Source organism: Streptomyces sp. NPDC002076 (assembly GCF_053593835.1).
This window is the reverse complement of sequence record NZ_JBSFDI010000017.1, coordinates 117,370-132,541: the sequence shown is the minus strand read 5'-3', so window position 1 is coordinate 132,541 and position 15,172 is coordinate 117,370. Positions and strand designations below refer to the sequence as shown.

Below are 15,172 nucleotides of genomic sequence, written 5' to 3'. Positions count from 1 at the left end.
GTGGACCGGCGTCCGGATTCCGGCCCCGGACGTGGGAGGATCGGAGGTGGCGGGCCGGGGTCGCGCACCCGGTCGCGCCGTCGCCGTACGCGAGGACGCGTGTACGCCGGGCAGTACCGGGCGCGAACACTGAGGAGCACCGTTGAGCAGGCTGCGTTGGCTGACCGCGGGGGAGTCCCACGGTCCCGCACTTGTCGCGACGCTGGAGGGGCTTCCCGCCGGCGTGCCGATCACCACGGAGATGGTGGCGGACCACCTGGCGCGGCGGCGGCTCGGCTATGGCCGCGGTGCGCGGATGAAGTTCGAGCGTGACGAGGTCACCTTCCTGGGCGGTGTCCGGCACGGTCTGACGCTGGGCTCCCCGGTCGCGATCATGGTGGGCAACACCGAGTGGCCCAAGTGGGAGCAGGTCATGGCGGCCGACCCGGTCGACCCGGAGATCCTCGCGGGTCTGGCCCGCAACGCGCCGCTGACCCGCCCCCGTCCCGGTCATGCCGACCTCGCCGGTATGCAGAAGTACGGCTTCGACGAGGCCCGCCCGATCCTGGAGCGCGCCTCCGCCCGCGAGACGGCCGCCCGGGTGGCGCTGGGCGCGGTGGCGCGGTCGTACCTGAAGGAGACCACGGGCATCGAGATCGTCTCGCACGTCGTCGAGCTGTGCTCCGTGAAGGCTCCGCAGGGTGTGTACCCCACGCCGGCCGACGTCGAGAAGCTGGACGCCGACCCGCTGCGCTGCCTGGACGCGGACGCCTCGAAGGCGATGGTCGCGGAGGTCGACCAGGCCCACAAGGACGGCGACACGCTCGGCGGTGTGGTCGAGGTGCTGGCGTACGGCGTTCCGGTCGGTCTCGGTTCGCACGTGCACTGGGACCGCAAGCTGGACGCCCGGCTCGCCGGTGCCCTGATGGGCATCCAGGCGATCAAGGGCGTTGAGCTCGGCGACGGCTTCGAGCTGGCCCGGGTGCCCGGCTCCAAGGCGCACGACGAGATCGTCAGCACGCCCGAGGGCATCAAGCGCGTCTCTGGCCGCGCCGGCGGCACCGAGGGCGGCCTGAGCACCGGCGAGCTGCTGCGGGTGCGGGCCGCGATGAAGCCGATCGCGACCGTGCCGCGCGCCCTGCAGACCGTGGACGTCACGACCGGCGAGGCCGCCCAGGCCCACCACCAGCGCTCCGACGTCTCCGCCGTGCCCGCCGCGGGCATCGTCGCCGAGGCGATGGTCGCGCTCGTCCTGGCGGACGCGGTCGCCGAGAAGTTCGGCGGCGACTCCGTGACCGAGACCCGGCGCAACGTGCGGTCGTACCTCGACAACCTGCGGATCCGGTGAGCGCCGTGCCCGCCGTCGTACTGGTCGGCCCAATGGGCGTCGGCAAGTCCACCGTCGGCCGGCTGCTCGCCGAGCGCCTCGGGCTCGGGTACCGGGACACCGACGAGGACATCGTCGCCCACGAGGGCCGCACCATCGCCGAGATCTTCGTCGACGAGGGCGAGCCCGCCTTCCGCGCCATCGAGAAGCGGGCCGTGCACACCGCGCTCGCCGAGCACGAGGGCGTCCTCGCGCTCGGCGGCGGGGCCGTCCTGGACGCCGACACGCGCGCGCTGCTAGCCGGGCACCGGGTGGTCTACCTCTCCATGGACGTGGAGGAGGCCGTCAAGCGCACCGGCCTGAACGTGGCCCGGCCGCTGCTCGCGGTCAACCCGCGCAAGCAGTGGCGCGAGCTGATGGAGGCCCGGCGGCACCTGTACGAGGAGGTCGCCACCGCCGTCGTGGCGACGGACGGCCGCAGCCCCGAAGAGGTCACCCAAGCAGCGCTGGACGCACTGGAGTTGAAGGAAGCATGAGCGAGTCAGTCACCCGGATCCAGGTCGCCGGCACCGCGGGCACCGACCCCTACGAGGTGCTGGTCGGGCGCCAACTGCTCGGTGAGCTGGGCGGGTTGATCGGTCCGAAGGCCAAGCGGGTCGCGGTGATCCACCCCGAGGCGCTGGCCGAGACCGGTGACGCGCTCCGCGCCGACCTGGCCGGGCAGGGCTACGAGGCGGTCGCCATCCAGGTGCCGAACGCGGAGGAGGCCAAGACCGCCGAGGTCGCGGCCTACTGCTGGAAGGCGCTCGGCCAGTCGGGCTTCACCCGCTCCGACGTCGTCGTAGGCGTGGGCGGCGGCGCGACCACGGACCTCGCCGGCTTCGTCGCCGCGACCTGGCTGCGCGGGGTGCGCTGGATCGCCATCCCGACCACCGTGCTCGCCATGGTGGACGCGGCGGTCGGCGGCAAGACCGGCATCAACACCGCCGAGGGCAAGAACCTCGTCGGCGCCTTCCACCCGCCGGCCGGCGTCCTGTGCGACCTGGCCGCACTGGACTCGCTCCCGGTCAACGACTACGTCTCCGGGCTCGCCGAGGTCATCAAGGCCGGCTTCATCGCCGACCCGGTGATCCTGGACCTGATCGAGTCCGACCCCGTGGCCGCCCGGACCCCCGAGGGCCCGCACACCGCCGAGCTGATCGAGCGCTCGATCCGGGTGAAGGCGGAGGTCGTCTCGTCGGACCTGAAGGAGTCGGGCCTGCGCGAGATCCTCAACTACGGCCACACGCTCGGCCACGCCATCGAGAAGAACGAGCGCTACAAGTGGCGGCACGGCGCGGCGGTCGCGGTCGGCATGCACTTCGCCGCCGAACTCGGCCGTCTGGCGGGCCGGTTGGACGACGCGACGGCGGACCGCCACCGCACGGTCCTGGAGGCGGTCGGCCTTCCGCTGCACTACCGCTACGACCAGTGGCCCAAGCTGCTGGAGACGATGAAGATCGACAAGAAGTCCCGTGGCGACCTGCTGCGCTTCATCGTTCTCGACGGCCTGGCCAAGCCGACCGTCCTGGAGGGACCGGACCCGGCTGTCCTCCTCGCCGCGTACGGAGAGGTCGGTCAGTAGGACCCCTTCGCTCCGTCCGCCCGGTTCCGACCTCGACTTCCTTTGCGGAACGGGCACTTCGGGCCGCCCCCGGCCGTTTCACCAATCGACGGCGGGGGACGGTACCGTTCGGTAGGCAGCGGGTTCACCCCCGCCGCCGGCACGAACTGCCTGTACGAGACGGAGTGGCAACGGATGCAGCACGCAGTGGGATCTCCGCTGCCGCCGCCCCATCAGCCGGGGCAGGTGCCGCACGCCGGCTGGGCGTCGGCCGCACACCACCCGGGCCCGCACCCGGGACCCTCCCAGGGGCCCGCCCCCGTCCCCCCACCGCCGGGCTTCCCGGCCCCGACCGGCGCAGTCCCGCCGACACCCCCGCAACCCCCGGCGCCCCAGCCCCCGCCCCCGCAGCCTGTCGCGCCTCAGCCTCACCCCCCGCAGCCCCCCGCGCCCCAGCCCCCGGCCGCACAGCCCGCTGCCCCGCCTGCCCCCGATACCACCGGCCACGTCCCGCTACCACCCGGCGGCCCCGTCGGCGTGCCTACGGCCCCTGCCCCCGCCGGGGCCCCCGACCCGGCGACGACCACGCTGGCCGTGCTGCTGATCGGCCCGGCCGGCGCGGGCAAGACCAGCGTCGCCAAGTACTGGGCGGACCACCGCCGCGTGTCCACGGCGCACATCAGCCTGGACGACGTCCGCGAATGGGTGCGCTCCGGCTTCGCCGACCCCCAGGCCGGCTGGAACGACAACTCCGAGGCCCAGTACCGCCTGGCCCGCCGCACCTGCGGCTTCGCCGCCCGCAACTTCCTCGCCAACGGCATCTCCTGCATCCTGGACGACGCGGTCTTCCCGGACCGCCCGGTCGTAGGCCTCGGCGGCTGGAAGCGCCACGTCGGCCCGGGCCTGCTGCCCGTCGTTCTCCTTCCCGGCCTGGACGTCGTCCTGGAGCGCAACGCCGAACGCACCGGCAATCGCCGCCTCACCGACGAGGAGGTGGCCCGCATCCACGGCCGCATGGCCGGCTGGTACGGCTCGGGCCTGCCGATCATCGACAACTCCCAACTGGACATCCCGGGCACGGCGAGGGTCCTGGACGAGGTCCTGGCGAGGGCAATAGCAAGCCCACCCAGCTGGTGAACAAGGGGCAAGTGGTCCCACCCCCCACCTGCTCCGCACCCCACTCGGCCCCCACAAATCGGCACAACGGCCATAAAACTCCTACGCTCATCTCATGTCAGAGGTGTACGCGACCCGCCGATCCCGGCTGAGAGACCACTTCACCGCGGCCGGCACCGCGGCAGCGCTCGTCACCCGCCCCGCCAACGTGCGCTACCTCGCCGCCGCAGCCCCGCAGGGCTCCGCGCTGCTGCTCGGCAAACGCGAGGACCTTCTCGTATGCATCGGCCAGCCCGACGACCGGCCCTCCGAAGGTCGCCCCGACGAGAGCCTGCGCCTGCATGTCGTCCCGCCGAACGGCGTCGGCGTCGGCACCGGCGGCCACGCCGCGGTCGTGGCGGCGGACCTGGCCGCGGCACAGGACGCCGACTCCCTGGCCGTCGAGGAACACCACCTCACGGTCACCCGGCACAGAGCGATCGCCTCGGTCGCCCCCACGCTCCGCCTCGGCGACCTCGGCGGAGCCGTCGAGCAGCTCAGGGTGGTCAAGGACGAGGAGGAGATCTCGTGCCTGCGCATCGGCGCCGAGATCGCCGACCAGGCCCTCGGTGAACTGCTGGAGTCCATCCTGGTCGGCCGCACCGAACGGCACCTCGCCCTGGAGCTGGAGCGCCGTCTGGTCGACCACGGCGCCGACGGCCCGGCCTTTCCCACCTCGGTCGCCACCGGACCGAACTCCGGCCGCCGTGGGCACCGCCCCACCGACCGGCGGGTGGAGGAGGGCGACTTCCTCACCGTGTGCCTGGGCGCGACCTACCGCGGCTACCGCTGCGAGATCGGCCGTACCTTCGTGATCGGCACCTCGCCCGCCGAGTGGCAGATCGAGCTGTACGACCTCGTCTTCGCCGCCCAGCGCGCCGGACGCGAGTCCCTGGCACCCGGCGCCGCCTATGGCGATGTGGACCGGGCGGCCCGCCAGGTACTGGACTCCGCCGGCTATGCGGAGGCACTGCCACCGCTGACCGGACACGGCGTCGGACTCGAAATCGACGAGGACCCGCAGTTGGCTCCCGCCGCCATGGGTAAACTGGACGCTTGCGTGCCGGTCACCGTCGAGCCTGGGGTCCACCTCCCGGGCCGGGGCGGTGTCCGGATCGATGACACGCTCGTCGTACGCCCCGAGGCGGACGGCGGACCCGAGCTACTCACCATCACGACCAAGGAGCTGCTCGCGCTGTAGCGCGTGACCCGGGGTCGTACGTCAGTCCAGGAGATTCCGCAACCGTGGCTTCCACGAACGACCTCAAGAACGGCATGGTGCTCAAGCTCGAAGGCGGCCAGCTCTGGTCCGTCGTCGAGTTCCAGCACGTCAAGCCCGGCAAGGGCCCGGCCTTCGTGCGCACCAAGCTGAAGAACGTGCTGTCCGGCAAGGTGGTCGACAAGACCTTCAACGCCGGCGTCAAGGTCGAGACCGCCACTGTCGACAAGCGCGACATGCAGTTCTCGTACATGGACGGCGAGTACTTCGTCTTCATGGACATGGAGACCTACGACCAGCTGCACATCGACCGGAAGGCCGTCGGCGACGCCGCGAACTTCCTGATCGAGGGCTTCACCGCCACCGTCGCGCAGCACGAGGGCGAGGTTCTCTTCGTCGAGCTGCCCGCCGCGGTCGAGCTGACCATCGCCGAGACCGAGCCGGGTGTCCAGGGCGACCGCTCCACCGGTGGCACCAAGCCCGCCACCCTGGAGACCGGCCACCAGATCCAGGTCCCGCTCTTCATCACCACCGGTGAGAAGATCAAGGTCGACACCCGTACGAGCGACTACCTCGGCCGGGTGAACAGCTAACCGTGGCTGCCCGCAACACGGCCCGCAAGCGCGCCTTCCAGATCCTCTTCGAGGGCGACCAGCGCGGCGCCGACGTCCTGACGGTCCTCGCGGACTGGATCCGGCTGTCCCGGTCCGACACCCGGCAGCCGCCGGTCAGCGAGTACACGATGCAGCTGGTCGAGGGCTACGCCGAGCACGCGCGGCGGATCGACGAGCTGATCGCCCAGTACGCGGTCGGCTGGACGCTCGACCGGATGCCGGTCGTGGACCGCAACATCCTGCGGCTGGGCGCGTACGAGCTGATCTGGGTCGACGAGACCCCGGACGCCGTCGTCCTGGACGAGATGGTGCAGCTGGCGAAGGAGTTCTCCACCGACGAGTCGCCGTCGTTCGTCAACGGCCTGCTCGGCCGGCTGAAGGAACTCAAGCCGTCCCTGCGCAGGGACGAGGCCTGAGGCCGCCCGGTACGACAATCGCCGGAGGGCCCGCAGCATGCCTGTGCTGCGGGCCCTCCGGCGTTTCCTCAGCGCGCGGAAAAGGACGCCGGGGCGGCCCGGAACCGCAAAGTTCCGGCCACCCCGGCGGCACGTTTCTGCTCAGTTGTCGAGCGGCTCAGCTCTCCTCGTGCGTGGCCACCGCGCGGCGCGCGTCCGCGTCCAGGACACCCCAGCTGATCAGCTGCTCGGTGAGGACCGAGGGGGACTGGTCGTAGATGACGGCGAGTGTGCGCAGGTCGTCCTGGCGGATGGAGAGCACCTTGCCGTTGTAGTCACCGCGCTGGGACTGGATGGTGGCCGCGTAGCGCTGCAGGGGGCCCGCCTTCTCGGCCGGCACGGTGGCCAGCCGCTCCAGGTCCAGGACCAGCTTCGGCGGCGGCTCGGCGGCGCCGCCCGGCGTGGTGCCCGGCAGCAGTTCCTGCACCGGAACGCCATAGAAATCGGCCAGCTCGGCGAGCCGCTGTACGGTCACCGCACGGTCGCCACGCTCGTACGACCCCACCACCACGGCCTTCCAGCGACCCTGGGACTTCTCCTCGACACCGTGGAGGGAAAGGCCCTGCTGGGTGCGGATGGCCCGGAGCTTGGCCCCGAGCTGTTTGGCGTATTCGCTGGACATATAGCTCCCCGGACACTGTGTCGACGCGGCCGGACTGGGTTCCCGCCGCGCGGCTGGTAACTCACTGTGAGGTTACGCAGCGTGACTCTGCTGCGTCAAGCCGAATGGTCCACACCGACTCTTCCGTGGTAGCGCCGGCCGATTACGCCAGGGGGGTGATCGGGGGCCGTCCGATGACCTGCTAGGGTGGTTGGCGCAAATCAGACGTCCTTTAAGGTCCGTCCCGTGAGGCGGAGAAGGAGGTCCTTTCCGTATGGACAAGCAGGACTCGCACGCCACCCCGCACGCGTCCGATGCGCGGCCCGTTCTCGAGGGCCCCGACATCGCACGGGTGCTGACCCGTATCGCCCACGAGATCGTCGAGCGCGCCAAGGGCGCCGACGACGTGGTGCTTCTCGGCATTCCGACCAGGGGCGTCTTCCTCGCCCAGCGGCTCGCCGTCAAACTGGAGCAGATCACCGACCGCAAGATGCCGGTCGGCTCGCTCGACATCACCATGTACCGCGACGACCTGCGCATGCACCCGCCGCGTGCGCTGGCCCGCACCGAGATCCCCGGTGACGGCATCGACGGCAAGCTGGTCGTCCTCGTCGACGACGTGCTCTTCTCCGGCCGTACCATCCGCGCCGCCCTCGACGCCCTGAACGACATCGGGCGCCCCCGCGCGGTCCAGCTCGCGGTCCTGGTCGACCGCGGCCACCGCGAACTGCCCATCCGTGCCGACTACGTCGGCAAGAACCTCCCCACGTCGCTGCGGGAGACGGTCAAGGTCCAGCTCGCCGAGGAGGACGGTCGCGACACCGTGCTGCTCGGTGTGAAGACCGGCCAGTAGCAGATCCGGCGCAGGGCCGCTTCGGCGTGCCCACCTACGCAGCGGATTGCCTGAATTCTCCCGATTGAACTGCCTTACGGAGCCTGACAGATGCAGCGTCATCTCATCTCGGCCGCCGACCTCACCCGCGACGACGCCGTCCTGATCCTCGACACCGCCGAGGAGATGGCCCGGGTCGCCGACCGGCCGATCAAGAAGCTGCCGACCCTGCGCGGCCGCACGATCGTCAACCTCTTCTTCGAGGACTCCACGCGGACCCGGATCTCCTTCGAGGCCGCCGAGAAGCGCCTGTCCGCCGACGTCATCAACTTCTCCGCCAAGGGGTCGAGCGTCTCCAAGGGCGAGTCCCTGAAGGACACCGCCCAGACCCTGGAGGCCATGGGCGTCGACGCCGTCGTCATCCGGCACGGCGCCTCCGGAGCCCCGTACCGCCTGGCCAACTCCGGCTGGATCGACGCCGCGGTCATCAACGCCGGCGACGGAACCCACCAGCACCCCACCCAGGCCCTGCTGGACGCCTTCACCATGCGCCGCCGGCTGATCGGCCGGGACACAGGCCTCGGCCAGGACCTGTCCGGCAAGCGGATCACCATCGTCGGCGACGTCCTGCACAGCCGGGTCGCCCGCTCCAACGTGGACCTGCTGCACACCCTCGGCGCCGAGGTCACCCTGGTCGCCCCGCCCACCCTGGTGCCGGTCGGCGTCGAGACGTGGCCGTGCGAGGTGTCGTACGACCTCGACAGCACGCTGCCCAAGTGCGACGCGGTGATGATGCTCCGCGTCCAGCGCGAGCGGATGAACGCCGCCTTCTTCCCGACCGAGCGCGAGTACTCCCGCCGCTACGGCCTCGACGGCGACCGCATGGCCAGGCTGCCCGAGCACGCCGTCGTGATGCACCCCGGACCGATGGTGCGCGGCATGGAGATCACCGCCGAGGTCGCCGACTCGGACCGCTGCACCGCCATCGAGCAGGTCGCCAACGGCGTGTCCATCCGGATGGCCGTGCTGTACCTGCTGCTCGGCGGAAACGAGCCTGCCGTCACCCACGCCCGCACCAACGAGGAGAAGTAAGACCCCATGAGCAAGATCCTGATCCGTGGTGCGAAGGTGCTCGGCGGCGAGCCGCAGGACGTGCTGATCGACGGCGAGACGATCGCCGAGGTGGGCACCGGTCTCAGCGCCGAGGGCGCGGAGGTGGTCGAGGCGGCCGGCAAGGTGCTGCTGCCGGGCCTGGTCGACCTGCACACCCACCTGCGCGAGCCGGGCCGCGAGGACTCCGAGACGGTCCTCACCGGCACCCGCGCTGCCGCATCCGGCGGCTATACGACGGTCTTCGCCATGGCCAACACCTTCCCCGTCGCCGACACCGCCGGTGTCGTCGAGCAGGTCTGGCGGCTGGGCCGGGAGCACGGCTACTGCGACGTGCAGCCCATCGGTGCCGTCACCGTGGGCCTGGAGGGCAGGAAGCTCGCCGAGCTGGGCGCCATGCACGAGTCGGCCGCCGGGGTCACCGTCTTCTCCGACGACGGCAAGTGCGTGGACGACGCCGTGATCATGCGCCGCGCGCTGGAGTACGTGAAGGCCTTCGGCGGTGTCGTCGCCCAGCACGCGCAGGAACCGCGGCTGACCGAGGGCGCCCAGATGAACGAGGGCGTCGTCTCCGCCGAGCTGGGCCTGGGCGGCTGGCCGGCCGTCGCCGAGGAGTCGATCATCGCGCGGGACGTGCTGCTCGCCGAGCACGTCGGCTCCCGCGTCCACATCTGCCACCTGTCGACCGCCGGCAGCGTCGAGATCGTCCGCTGGGCCAAGTCCCGCGGCATCCAGGTCACCGCCGAGGTCACCCCGCACCACCTGCTCCTCACCGACGAGCTGGTGCGGACGTACAACCCGGTCTACAAGGTCAACCCGCCGCTGCGCACCGAGCGGGACGTGCACGCGCTGCGAGAGGCCCTGGCGGACGGCACGATCGACATCGTCGCCACCGACCACGCCCCCCACCCGCACGAGGACAAGGACTGCGAGTGGGCCGCGGCCGCCATGGGGATGGTGGGCCTGGAGACCGCGTTGTCAGTGGTCCAGGAGACCATGGTCGACACGGGCCTGCTGGACTGGGCCGGCGTCGCCGACCGGATGTCCGTCAAGCCCGCGCAGATCGGACAGGCCACCGGACACGGCCGTCCCGTCTCGGCTGGTGAGCCCGCCAACCTCACCCTCGTCGACACGGAATACCGTGGCCAGGTGGACCCCGCGGGCTTCGCCTCGCGCAGCCGCAACACCCCCTACGAGGGGCGTGAGCTGCCGGGCCGTGTGACGCACACGTGGCTGCGGGGCAAGGCCACGCTCGTCGACGGGAAGCTCACGTGACACCTGTAATCCTGCTGGCCGAGGCCAAGAGGTCGGCCGAGGTCACCGACTGGCCGGCCCGCATCGGCTGGCTCGTCGGACTCCTGCTCTTCATCGCGCTCGTCTACTGGCTGATGCGCGAGGGCTGGAAGTGGCGCGGCACCCTGCAGAGCGACCTGCCCGCGCCGCCCAGCGCGCCGGAGGAGACCGGCCCGGCCAGACTTGAACTGAGCGGTCGCTACCACGGCTCCACCACGGCAGGACAGTGGCTGGACCGGATCGTGGCCCACGGCCTGGGCACCCGGAGCCGGGCCGAGCTCACCCTGACCGACCAAGGGCTGGAGGTCGAGCGTCCCGGAGCGAGCGACTTCTTCATCCCCACCGCCGCGCTGCGCGGGGCCCGGCTCGACAAGGGCATCGCCGGCAAGGTCCTCACCGAGGGCGGCCTGCTGGTGGTGACCTGGGAGCTCGGCGACAAGCTGATCGACTCCGGCTTCCGCTCGGACCACGCGGCCGAGCACACCGAATGGGTCGACACCCTGAACCACCTGATCGACAACACGGAAGGCGCACGATGACGACCTCCACAAGGGGAGCCGCCAGGGTTCCCGCCGTACTCGTCCTGGAGGACGGCCGCATCTTCCGCGGCCGTGCCTACGGGGCCGTGGGGGAGACCTTCGGCGAGGCCGTGTTCTCCACCGGTATGACCGGCTACCAGGAGACCCTGACCGACCCGTCGTACGACCGGCAGATCGTCGTCGCGACCGCGCCGCAGATCGGCAACACGGGCTGGAACGACGAGGACGACGAGTCGAGCCGCATCTGGGTCTCCGGCTATGTCGTGCGCGACCCCGCGCGCGTGCCGTCCAACTGGCGCGCCAAGCGCTCCCTGGACGACGAGCTGGAGCGGCAGGGCGTGGTCGGGATCTCCGGCATCGACACCCGCGCGCTGACCCGCCATCTGCGCGAGCGCGGCTCGATGCGCGCCGGCATCTTCTCCGGCGAGGCGATCACCGCCGAGTCCGAGCTCCTCGCGCGCGTGCTGGCCCAGCCGCACATGAAGGGCGCGAGCCTCTACGAGGAGGTCGCGACCCGGGAGGCGTACGTCGTCCCGGCGATCGGCGAGAAGAGGTTCACCGTCGCCGCCATCGACCTCGGCATCAAGGGCATGACTCCGCACCGGATGGCCGAGCGCGGCATCGAGGTGCACGTCCTGCCCGCGACCGCCACGGCCGACGAGGTCTACGCCGTCAACCCGGACGGTGTGTTCTTCTCCAACGGCCCCGGCGACCCGGCGACCGCCGACGGCCCGGTCGCGCTGATGAGCGCCGTCCTGGAGCGGAAGACGCCCCTGTTCGGCATCTGTTTCGGCAACCAGATCCTCGGCCGCGCCCTCGGCTTCGGCACCTACAAGCTGAAGTACGGCCACCGGGGCATCAACCAGCCGGTCCAGGACCGTACGACCGGCAAGGTCGAGGTCACCGCGCACAACCACGGCTTCGCCGTGGACGCGCCGCTCGACAAGGTCAGCGAGACGAAGTTCGGCCGCGCCGAGGTCTCGCACGTCTGCCTGAACGACGACGTCGTGGAGGGGCTGCAGCTGCTCGACCAGCCGGCCTTCTCCGTCCAGTACCACCCCGAAGCGGCAGCGGGGCCGCACGACGCCGCCTACCTGTTCGACCGCTTCGTCTCCCTGATGGAGGGCCAGCGTGCCTAAGCGCACCGATATCCAGTCCGTCCTGGTCATCGGCTCCGGCCCGATCGTCATCGGCCAGGCCGCCGAGTTCGACTACTCCGGCACGCAGGCGTGCCGCGTGCTCAAGGCCGAGGGCCTGCGCGTCGTCCTCGTCAACTCCAACCCGGCGACGATCATGACCGACCCGGAGATCGCCGACGCCACCTACGTCGAGCCGATCACCCCGGAGTTCGTCGAGAAGATCATCGCCAAGGAGCGCCCCGACGCCCTGCTGCCCACCCTGGGCGGCCAGACGGCCCTGAACACCGCCATCTCGCTGCACGAGAACGGTGTCCTGGCCAAGTACGGCGTGGAGCTGATCGGCGCCAAGCCCGAGGCGATCCACAAGGGCGAGGACCGCGACCAGTTCAAGGCCGTCGTGGACGCCGTCAACGCCAAGATCGGGCACGGCGAGTCCGCCCGCTCGGTGATCTGCCACTCCATGGACGACGTCCTCGAGGGCGTCGAGACGCTCGGCGGCTACCCGGTCGTCGTCCGCCCGTCCTTCACCATGGGCGGCGCCGGCTCCGGCTTCGCGCACGACGAGGAGGAGCTGCGCCGTATCGCGGGCCAGGGCCTCACGCTCTCCCCGACCACCGAGGTGCTCCTGGAGGAGTCCATCCTCGGCTGGAAGGAGTATGAGCTGGAGCTGATGCGCGACAAGCACGACAACGTCGTGGTCGTCTGCTCCATCGAGAACTTCGACCCCATGGGCGTGCACACCGGTGACTCGATCACCGTCGCGCCCGCGATGACGCTGACCGACCGCGAGTACCAGATCCTGCGCGACATCGGCATCGCCGTCATCCGCGAGGTCGGCGTCGACACCGGCGGCTGCAACATCCAGTTCGCGGTGAACCCCGAGGACGGTCGTGTGATCGTCATCGAGATGAACCCGCGCGTGTCGCGTTCCTCGGCGCTCGCCTCCAAGGCGACCGGCTTCCCGATCGCCAAGATCGCCGCCAAGCTGGCCGTCGGCTACACCCTGGACGAGATCCCGAACGACATCACGCGGGAGACCCCGGCCTCCTTCGAGCCCACGCTCGACTACGTGGTCGTCAAGGCCCCGCGTTTCGCCTTCGAGAAGTTCCCGCAGGCCGACTCCACGCTGACCACCACCATGAAGTCGGTCGGCGAGGCCATGGCCATCGGACGCAACTTCCCCGAGGCCTTCCAGAAGGCGCTGCGCTCGCTGGAGAAGAAGGGCAGCCAGTTCACGTTCACCGGCCTGCCCGGGGACAAGGAAGCGCTGCTGCACGAGGCCGTACGGCCCACCGACGGCCGGATCAACACCGTCATGCAGGCCATCCGCGCGGGCGCCACGCCCGAGGAGATCTTCGAGTACACCAAGATCGACCCGTGGTTCGTGGACCAGCTCTTCCTGATCAAGGAGATCGCGGACGAGCTGGCCGAAGCGTCCGAGCTGACCGCCGAGCTGCTCGCGGAGGCGAAGCGGCACGGCTTCTCCGACCACCAGATCGGTGAGATCCGCGGCCTGCGCGAGGACGTCGTCCGCGAGGTCCGGCACGCGCTCGGCATCCGCCCGGTCTACAAGACGGTCGACACCTGCGCCGCCGAGTTCGCCGCGAAGACGCCGTACTTCTACTCCTCCTACGACGAGGAGAACGAGGTCGCGACCCGCGAGAAGCCGGCCGTCATCATCCTCGGCTCCGGCCCCAACCGCATCGGCCAGGGCATCGAGTTCGACTACTCCTGTGTCCACGCCTCCTTCGCGCTGAGCGACGCGGGCTACGAGACCGTGATGGTCAACTGCAACCCGGAGACCGTCTCCACCGACTACGACACCTCCGACCGGCTGTACTTCGAGCCGCTGACGCTGGAGGACGTGCTGGAGATCGTCCACGCCGAGCAGCAGGCCGGGCCGGTCGCGGGCGTGATCGTGCAGCTGGGCGGCCAGACCCCGCTCGGCCTGTCGCAGGCCCTGAAGGACAACGGCGTGCCGATCGTCGGCACCTCGCCCGAGGCCATCCACGCGGCCGAGGACCGCGGCGCCTTCGGGCGCGTCCTCGCCGAGGCGGGCCTGCCGGCCCCGAAGCACGGCACGGCCACCACCTTCGGCGAGGCCAAGGCCATCGCCGACGAGATCGGCTACCCGGTCCTGGTCCGGCCGTCGTACGTGCTCGGCGGGCGCGGCATGGAGATCGTCTACGACGAGACCCGCCTCGCCGCCTACATCGCCGAGTCGACCGAGATCAGCCCCTCCCGGCCGGTGCTCGTCGACCGGTTCCTGGACGACGCGATCGAGATCGACGTCGACGCCCTCTACGACGGCGAGGAGCTCTACCTCGGCGGCGTGATGGAGCACATCGAGGAGGCCGGCATCCACTCCGGCGACTCGGCGTGCGCCCTGCCCCCGATCACCCTCGGCGGCTTCGACATCAAGCGCCTGCGCGCCTCCACCGAGGCCATCGCCAAGGGCGTCGGCGTGCGCGGCCTGATCAACATCCAGTTCGCGATGGCCGGGGACATCCTCTACGTCCTGGAGGCCAACCCGCGCGCCTCCCGCACGGTCCCCTTCACCTCCAAGGCGACCGCGGTGCCGCTCGCGAAGGCCGCCGCCCGGATCTCACTGGGCGCGACCATCGCCGAGCTGCGCGCCGAGGGCCTGCTGCCGAAGACGGGCGACGGCGGCGAGCTGCCGCTGGACGCGCCGATCTCGGTCAAGGAGGCCGTCATGCCGTGGTCGCGCTTCCGCGACATCCACGGCCGCGGCGTCGACACCGTCCTCGGCCCGGAGATGCGCTCCACCGGCGAGGTCATGGGCATCGACTCCGTCTTCGGCACGGCGTACGCCAAGTCGCAGGCGGGTGCCTACGGCCCGCTGCCCACCAAGGGCCGCGCGTTCATCTCGGTCGCCAACCGCGACAAGCGCTCGATGATCTTCCCGGCGCGCGAACTGGTCGCCCACGGCTTCGAACTGCTCGCCACCTCCGGCACCGCCGAGGTCCTCAAGCGCAATGGCATCAACGCCACGGTCGTGCGCAAGCAGTCCGAGGGCACCGGCCCGAACGGCGAGAAGACGATCGTCCAGCTGATCCACGACGGCGAGGTCGACCTGATCGTCAATACCCCGTACGGCACCGGCGGCCGCCTCGACGGCTACGACATCCGTACGGCCGCGGTGGCCCGCTCCGTGCCGTGCCTGACCACGGTCCAGGCGCTCGCCGCGGCGGTCCAGGGCATCGACGCCCTCAACCACGGTGACGTGGGCGTCCGCTCGCTCCAGGAACACGCGGAACACCTGACCGCGGCCCGCGACTAGCAGCC

The 15,172-nt window shown here is 70.8% G+C and carries 14 protein-coding genes; 13 read left to right on the top strand and 1 reads right to left on the bottom strand.

Annotated features, from left to right (window positions below; genetic code table 11):
* Positions 1-142 precede the first annotated feature (142 nt).
* The 7 genes from aroC to nusB all read left to right on the top strand — a co-directional run bounded on the left by aroC (position 143) and on the right by nusB (position 6,313).
* Positions 143-1,327, top strand: coding sequence for a chorismate synthase (gene aroC, locus ACWCQS_RS31305; RefSeq protein ID WP_451007566.1), 1,185 nt, complete (start codon positions 143-145; stop codon positions 1,325-1,327).
* A 32-nt stretch (positions 1,328-1,359) separates the two neighbouring features.
* Positions 1,360-1,842, top strand: coding sequence for a shikimate kinase (locus tag ACWCQS_RS31300; RefSeq protein WP_450983270.1), 483 nt, complete (start codon positions 1,360-1,362; stop codon positions 1,840-1,842).
* The gene (gene aroB / locus ACWCQS_RS31295) at positions 1,839-2,930 is read left to right on the top strand and encodes a 3-dehydroquinate synthase (RefSeq protein ID WP_451007565.1); all 1,092 of its coding nucleotides are present in this window, start codon (positions 1,839-1,841) and stop codon (positions 2,928-2,930) included. Before ACWCQS_RS31300 ends, aroB begins: the two co-directional genes overlap by 4 nt.
* A 174-nt stretch (positions 2,931-3,104) precedes the next feature.
* On the top strand, positions 3,105-4,046 hold the full coding sequence (locus ACWCQS_RS31290) for a Pro-rich N-terminal domain-containing protein (protein ID WP_451007564.1): 942 nt from the start codon (positions 3,105-3,107) through the stop codon (positions 4,044-4,046).
* A gap of 94 nt (positions 4,047-4,140) precedes the next feature.
* Complete coding sequence (locus ACWCQS_RS31285) at positions 4,141-5,265, top strand: aminopeptidase P family protein (RefSeq protein ID WP_451007563.1); 1,125 nt, start codon at positions 4,141-4,143, stop codon at positions 5,263-5,265.
* Between the two features lie 44 nt (positions 5,266-5,309).
* Positions 5,310-5,876 (top strand): elongation factor P, encoded by a 567-nt coding sequence (gene efp, locus ACWCQS_RS31280; protein ID WP_208901946.1) that lies wholly within the window; start codon positions 5,310-5,312, stop codon positions 5,874-5,876.
* Between the two features lie 2 nt (positions 5,877-5,878).
* Entirely contained in the window at positions 5,879-6,313 is a 435-nt protein-coding gene (nusB, locus tag ACWCQS_RS31275; protein WP_055704943.1) for a transcription antitermination factor NusB, read from the top strand.
* Between the two features lie 157 nt (positions 6,314-6,470).
* On the opposite strand, the gene bldD is transcribed toward nusB, so the two are convergent.
* Positions 6,471-6,974, bottom strand: a complete 504-nt coding sequence (gene bldD / locus ACWCQS_RS31270) for a transcriptional regulator BldD (RefSeq protein WP_086170636.1) — start codon at positions 6,972-6,974, stop codon at positions 6,471-6,473.
* Between the two features lie 253 nt (positions 6,975-7,227).
* Here bldD and pyrR point away from each other — a divergent pair, with 253 nt between their 5' ends.
* The 6 genes from pyrR (at position 7,228) to carB (ending at position 15,167) form a co-directional block, all read left to right on the top strand.
* A complete protein-coding gene (gene pyrR, locus ACWCQS_RS31265) occupies positions 7,228-7,806 on the top strand; it encodes a bifunctional pyr operon transcriptional regulator/uracil phosphoribosyltransferase PyrR (protein ID WP_451007562.1) in 579 nt (192 codons plus the stop codon).
* A 90-nt stretch (positions 7,807-7,896) separates the two neighbouring features.
* Positions 7,897-8,877 carry an aspartate carbamoyltransferase catalytic subunit gene (locus ACWCQS_RS31260; protein WP_388626147.1) on the top strand — a complete coding sequence of 327 codons (981 nt, stop codon included), beginning with the start codon at positions 7,897-7,899 and terminating at the stop codon, positions 8,875-8,877.
* Positions 8,878-8,883: 6 nt separating this feature from the next.
* The gene (locus ACWCQS_RS31255; protein ID WP_388626145.1) at positions 8,884-10,170 is read left to right on the top strand and encodes a dihydroorotase; all 1,287 of its coding nucleotides are present in this window, start codon (positions 8,884-8,886) and stop codon (positions 10,168-10,170) included.
* A complete protein-coding gene (locus tag ACWCQS_RS31250) occupies positions 10,167-10,727 on the top strand; it encodes a PH-like domain-containing protein (RefSeq protein ID WP_388626144.1) in 561 nt (186 codons plus the stop codon). The genes ACWCQS_RS31255 and ACWCQS_RS31250 overlap by 4 nt, the downstream gene beginning before the upstream one ends.
* Positions 10,724-11,866 carry a glutamine-hydrolyzing carbamoyl-phosphate synthase small subunit gene (carA, locus tag ACWCQS_RS31245; RefSeq protein WP_451007561.1) on the top strand — a complete coding sequence of 381 codons (1,143 nt, stop codon included), beginning with the start codon at positions 10,724-10,726 and terminating at the stop codon, positions 11,864-11,866. The genes ACWCQS_RS31250 and carA overlap by 4 nt, the downstream gene beginning before the upstream one ends.
* Positions 11,859-15,167 (top strand): carbamoyl-phosphate synthase large subunit, encoded by a 3,309-nt coding sequence (carB, locus tag ACWCQS_RS31240; RefSeq protein ID WP_451007560.1) that lies wholly within the window; start codon positions 11,859-11,861, stop codon positions 15,165-15,167. The genes carA and carB overlap by 8 nt, the downstream gene beginning before the upstream one ends.
* Positions 15,168-15,172 lie beyond the last annotated feature (5 nt).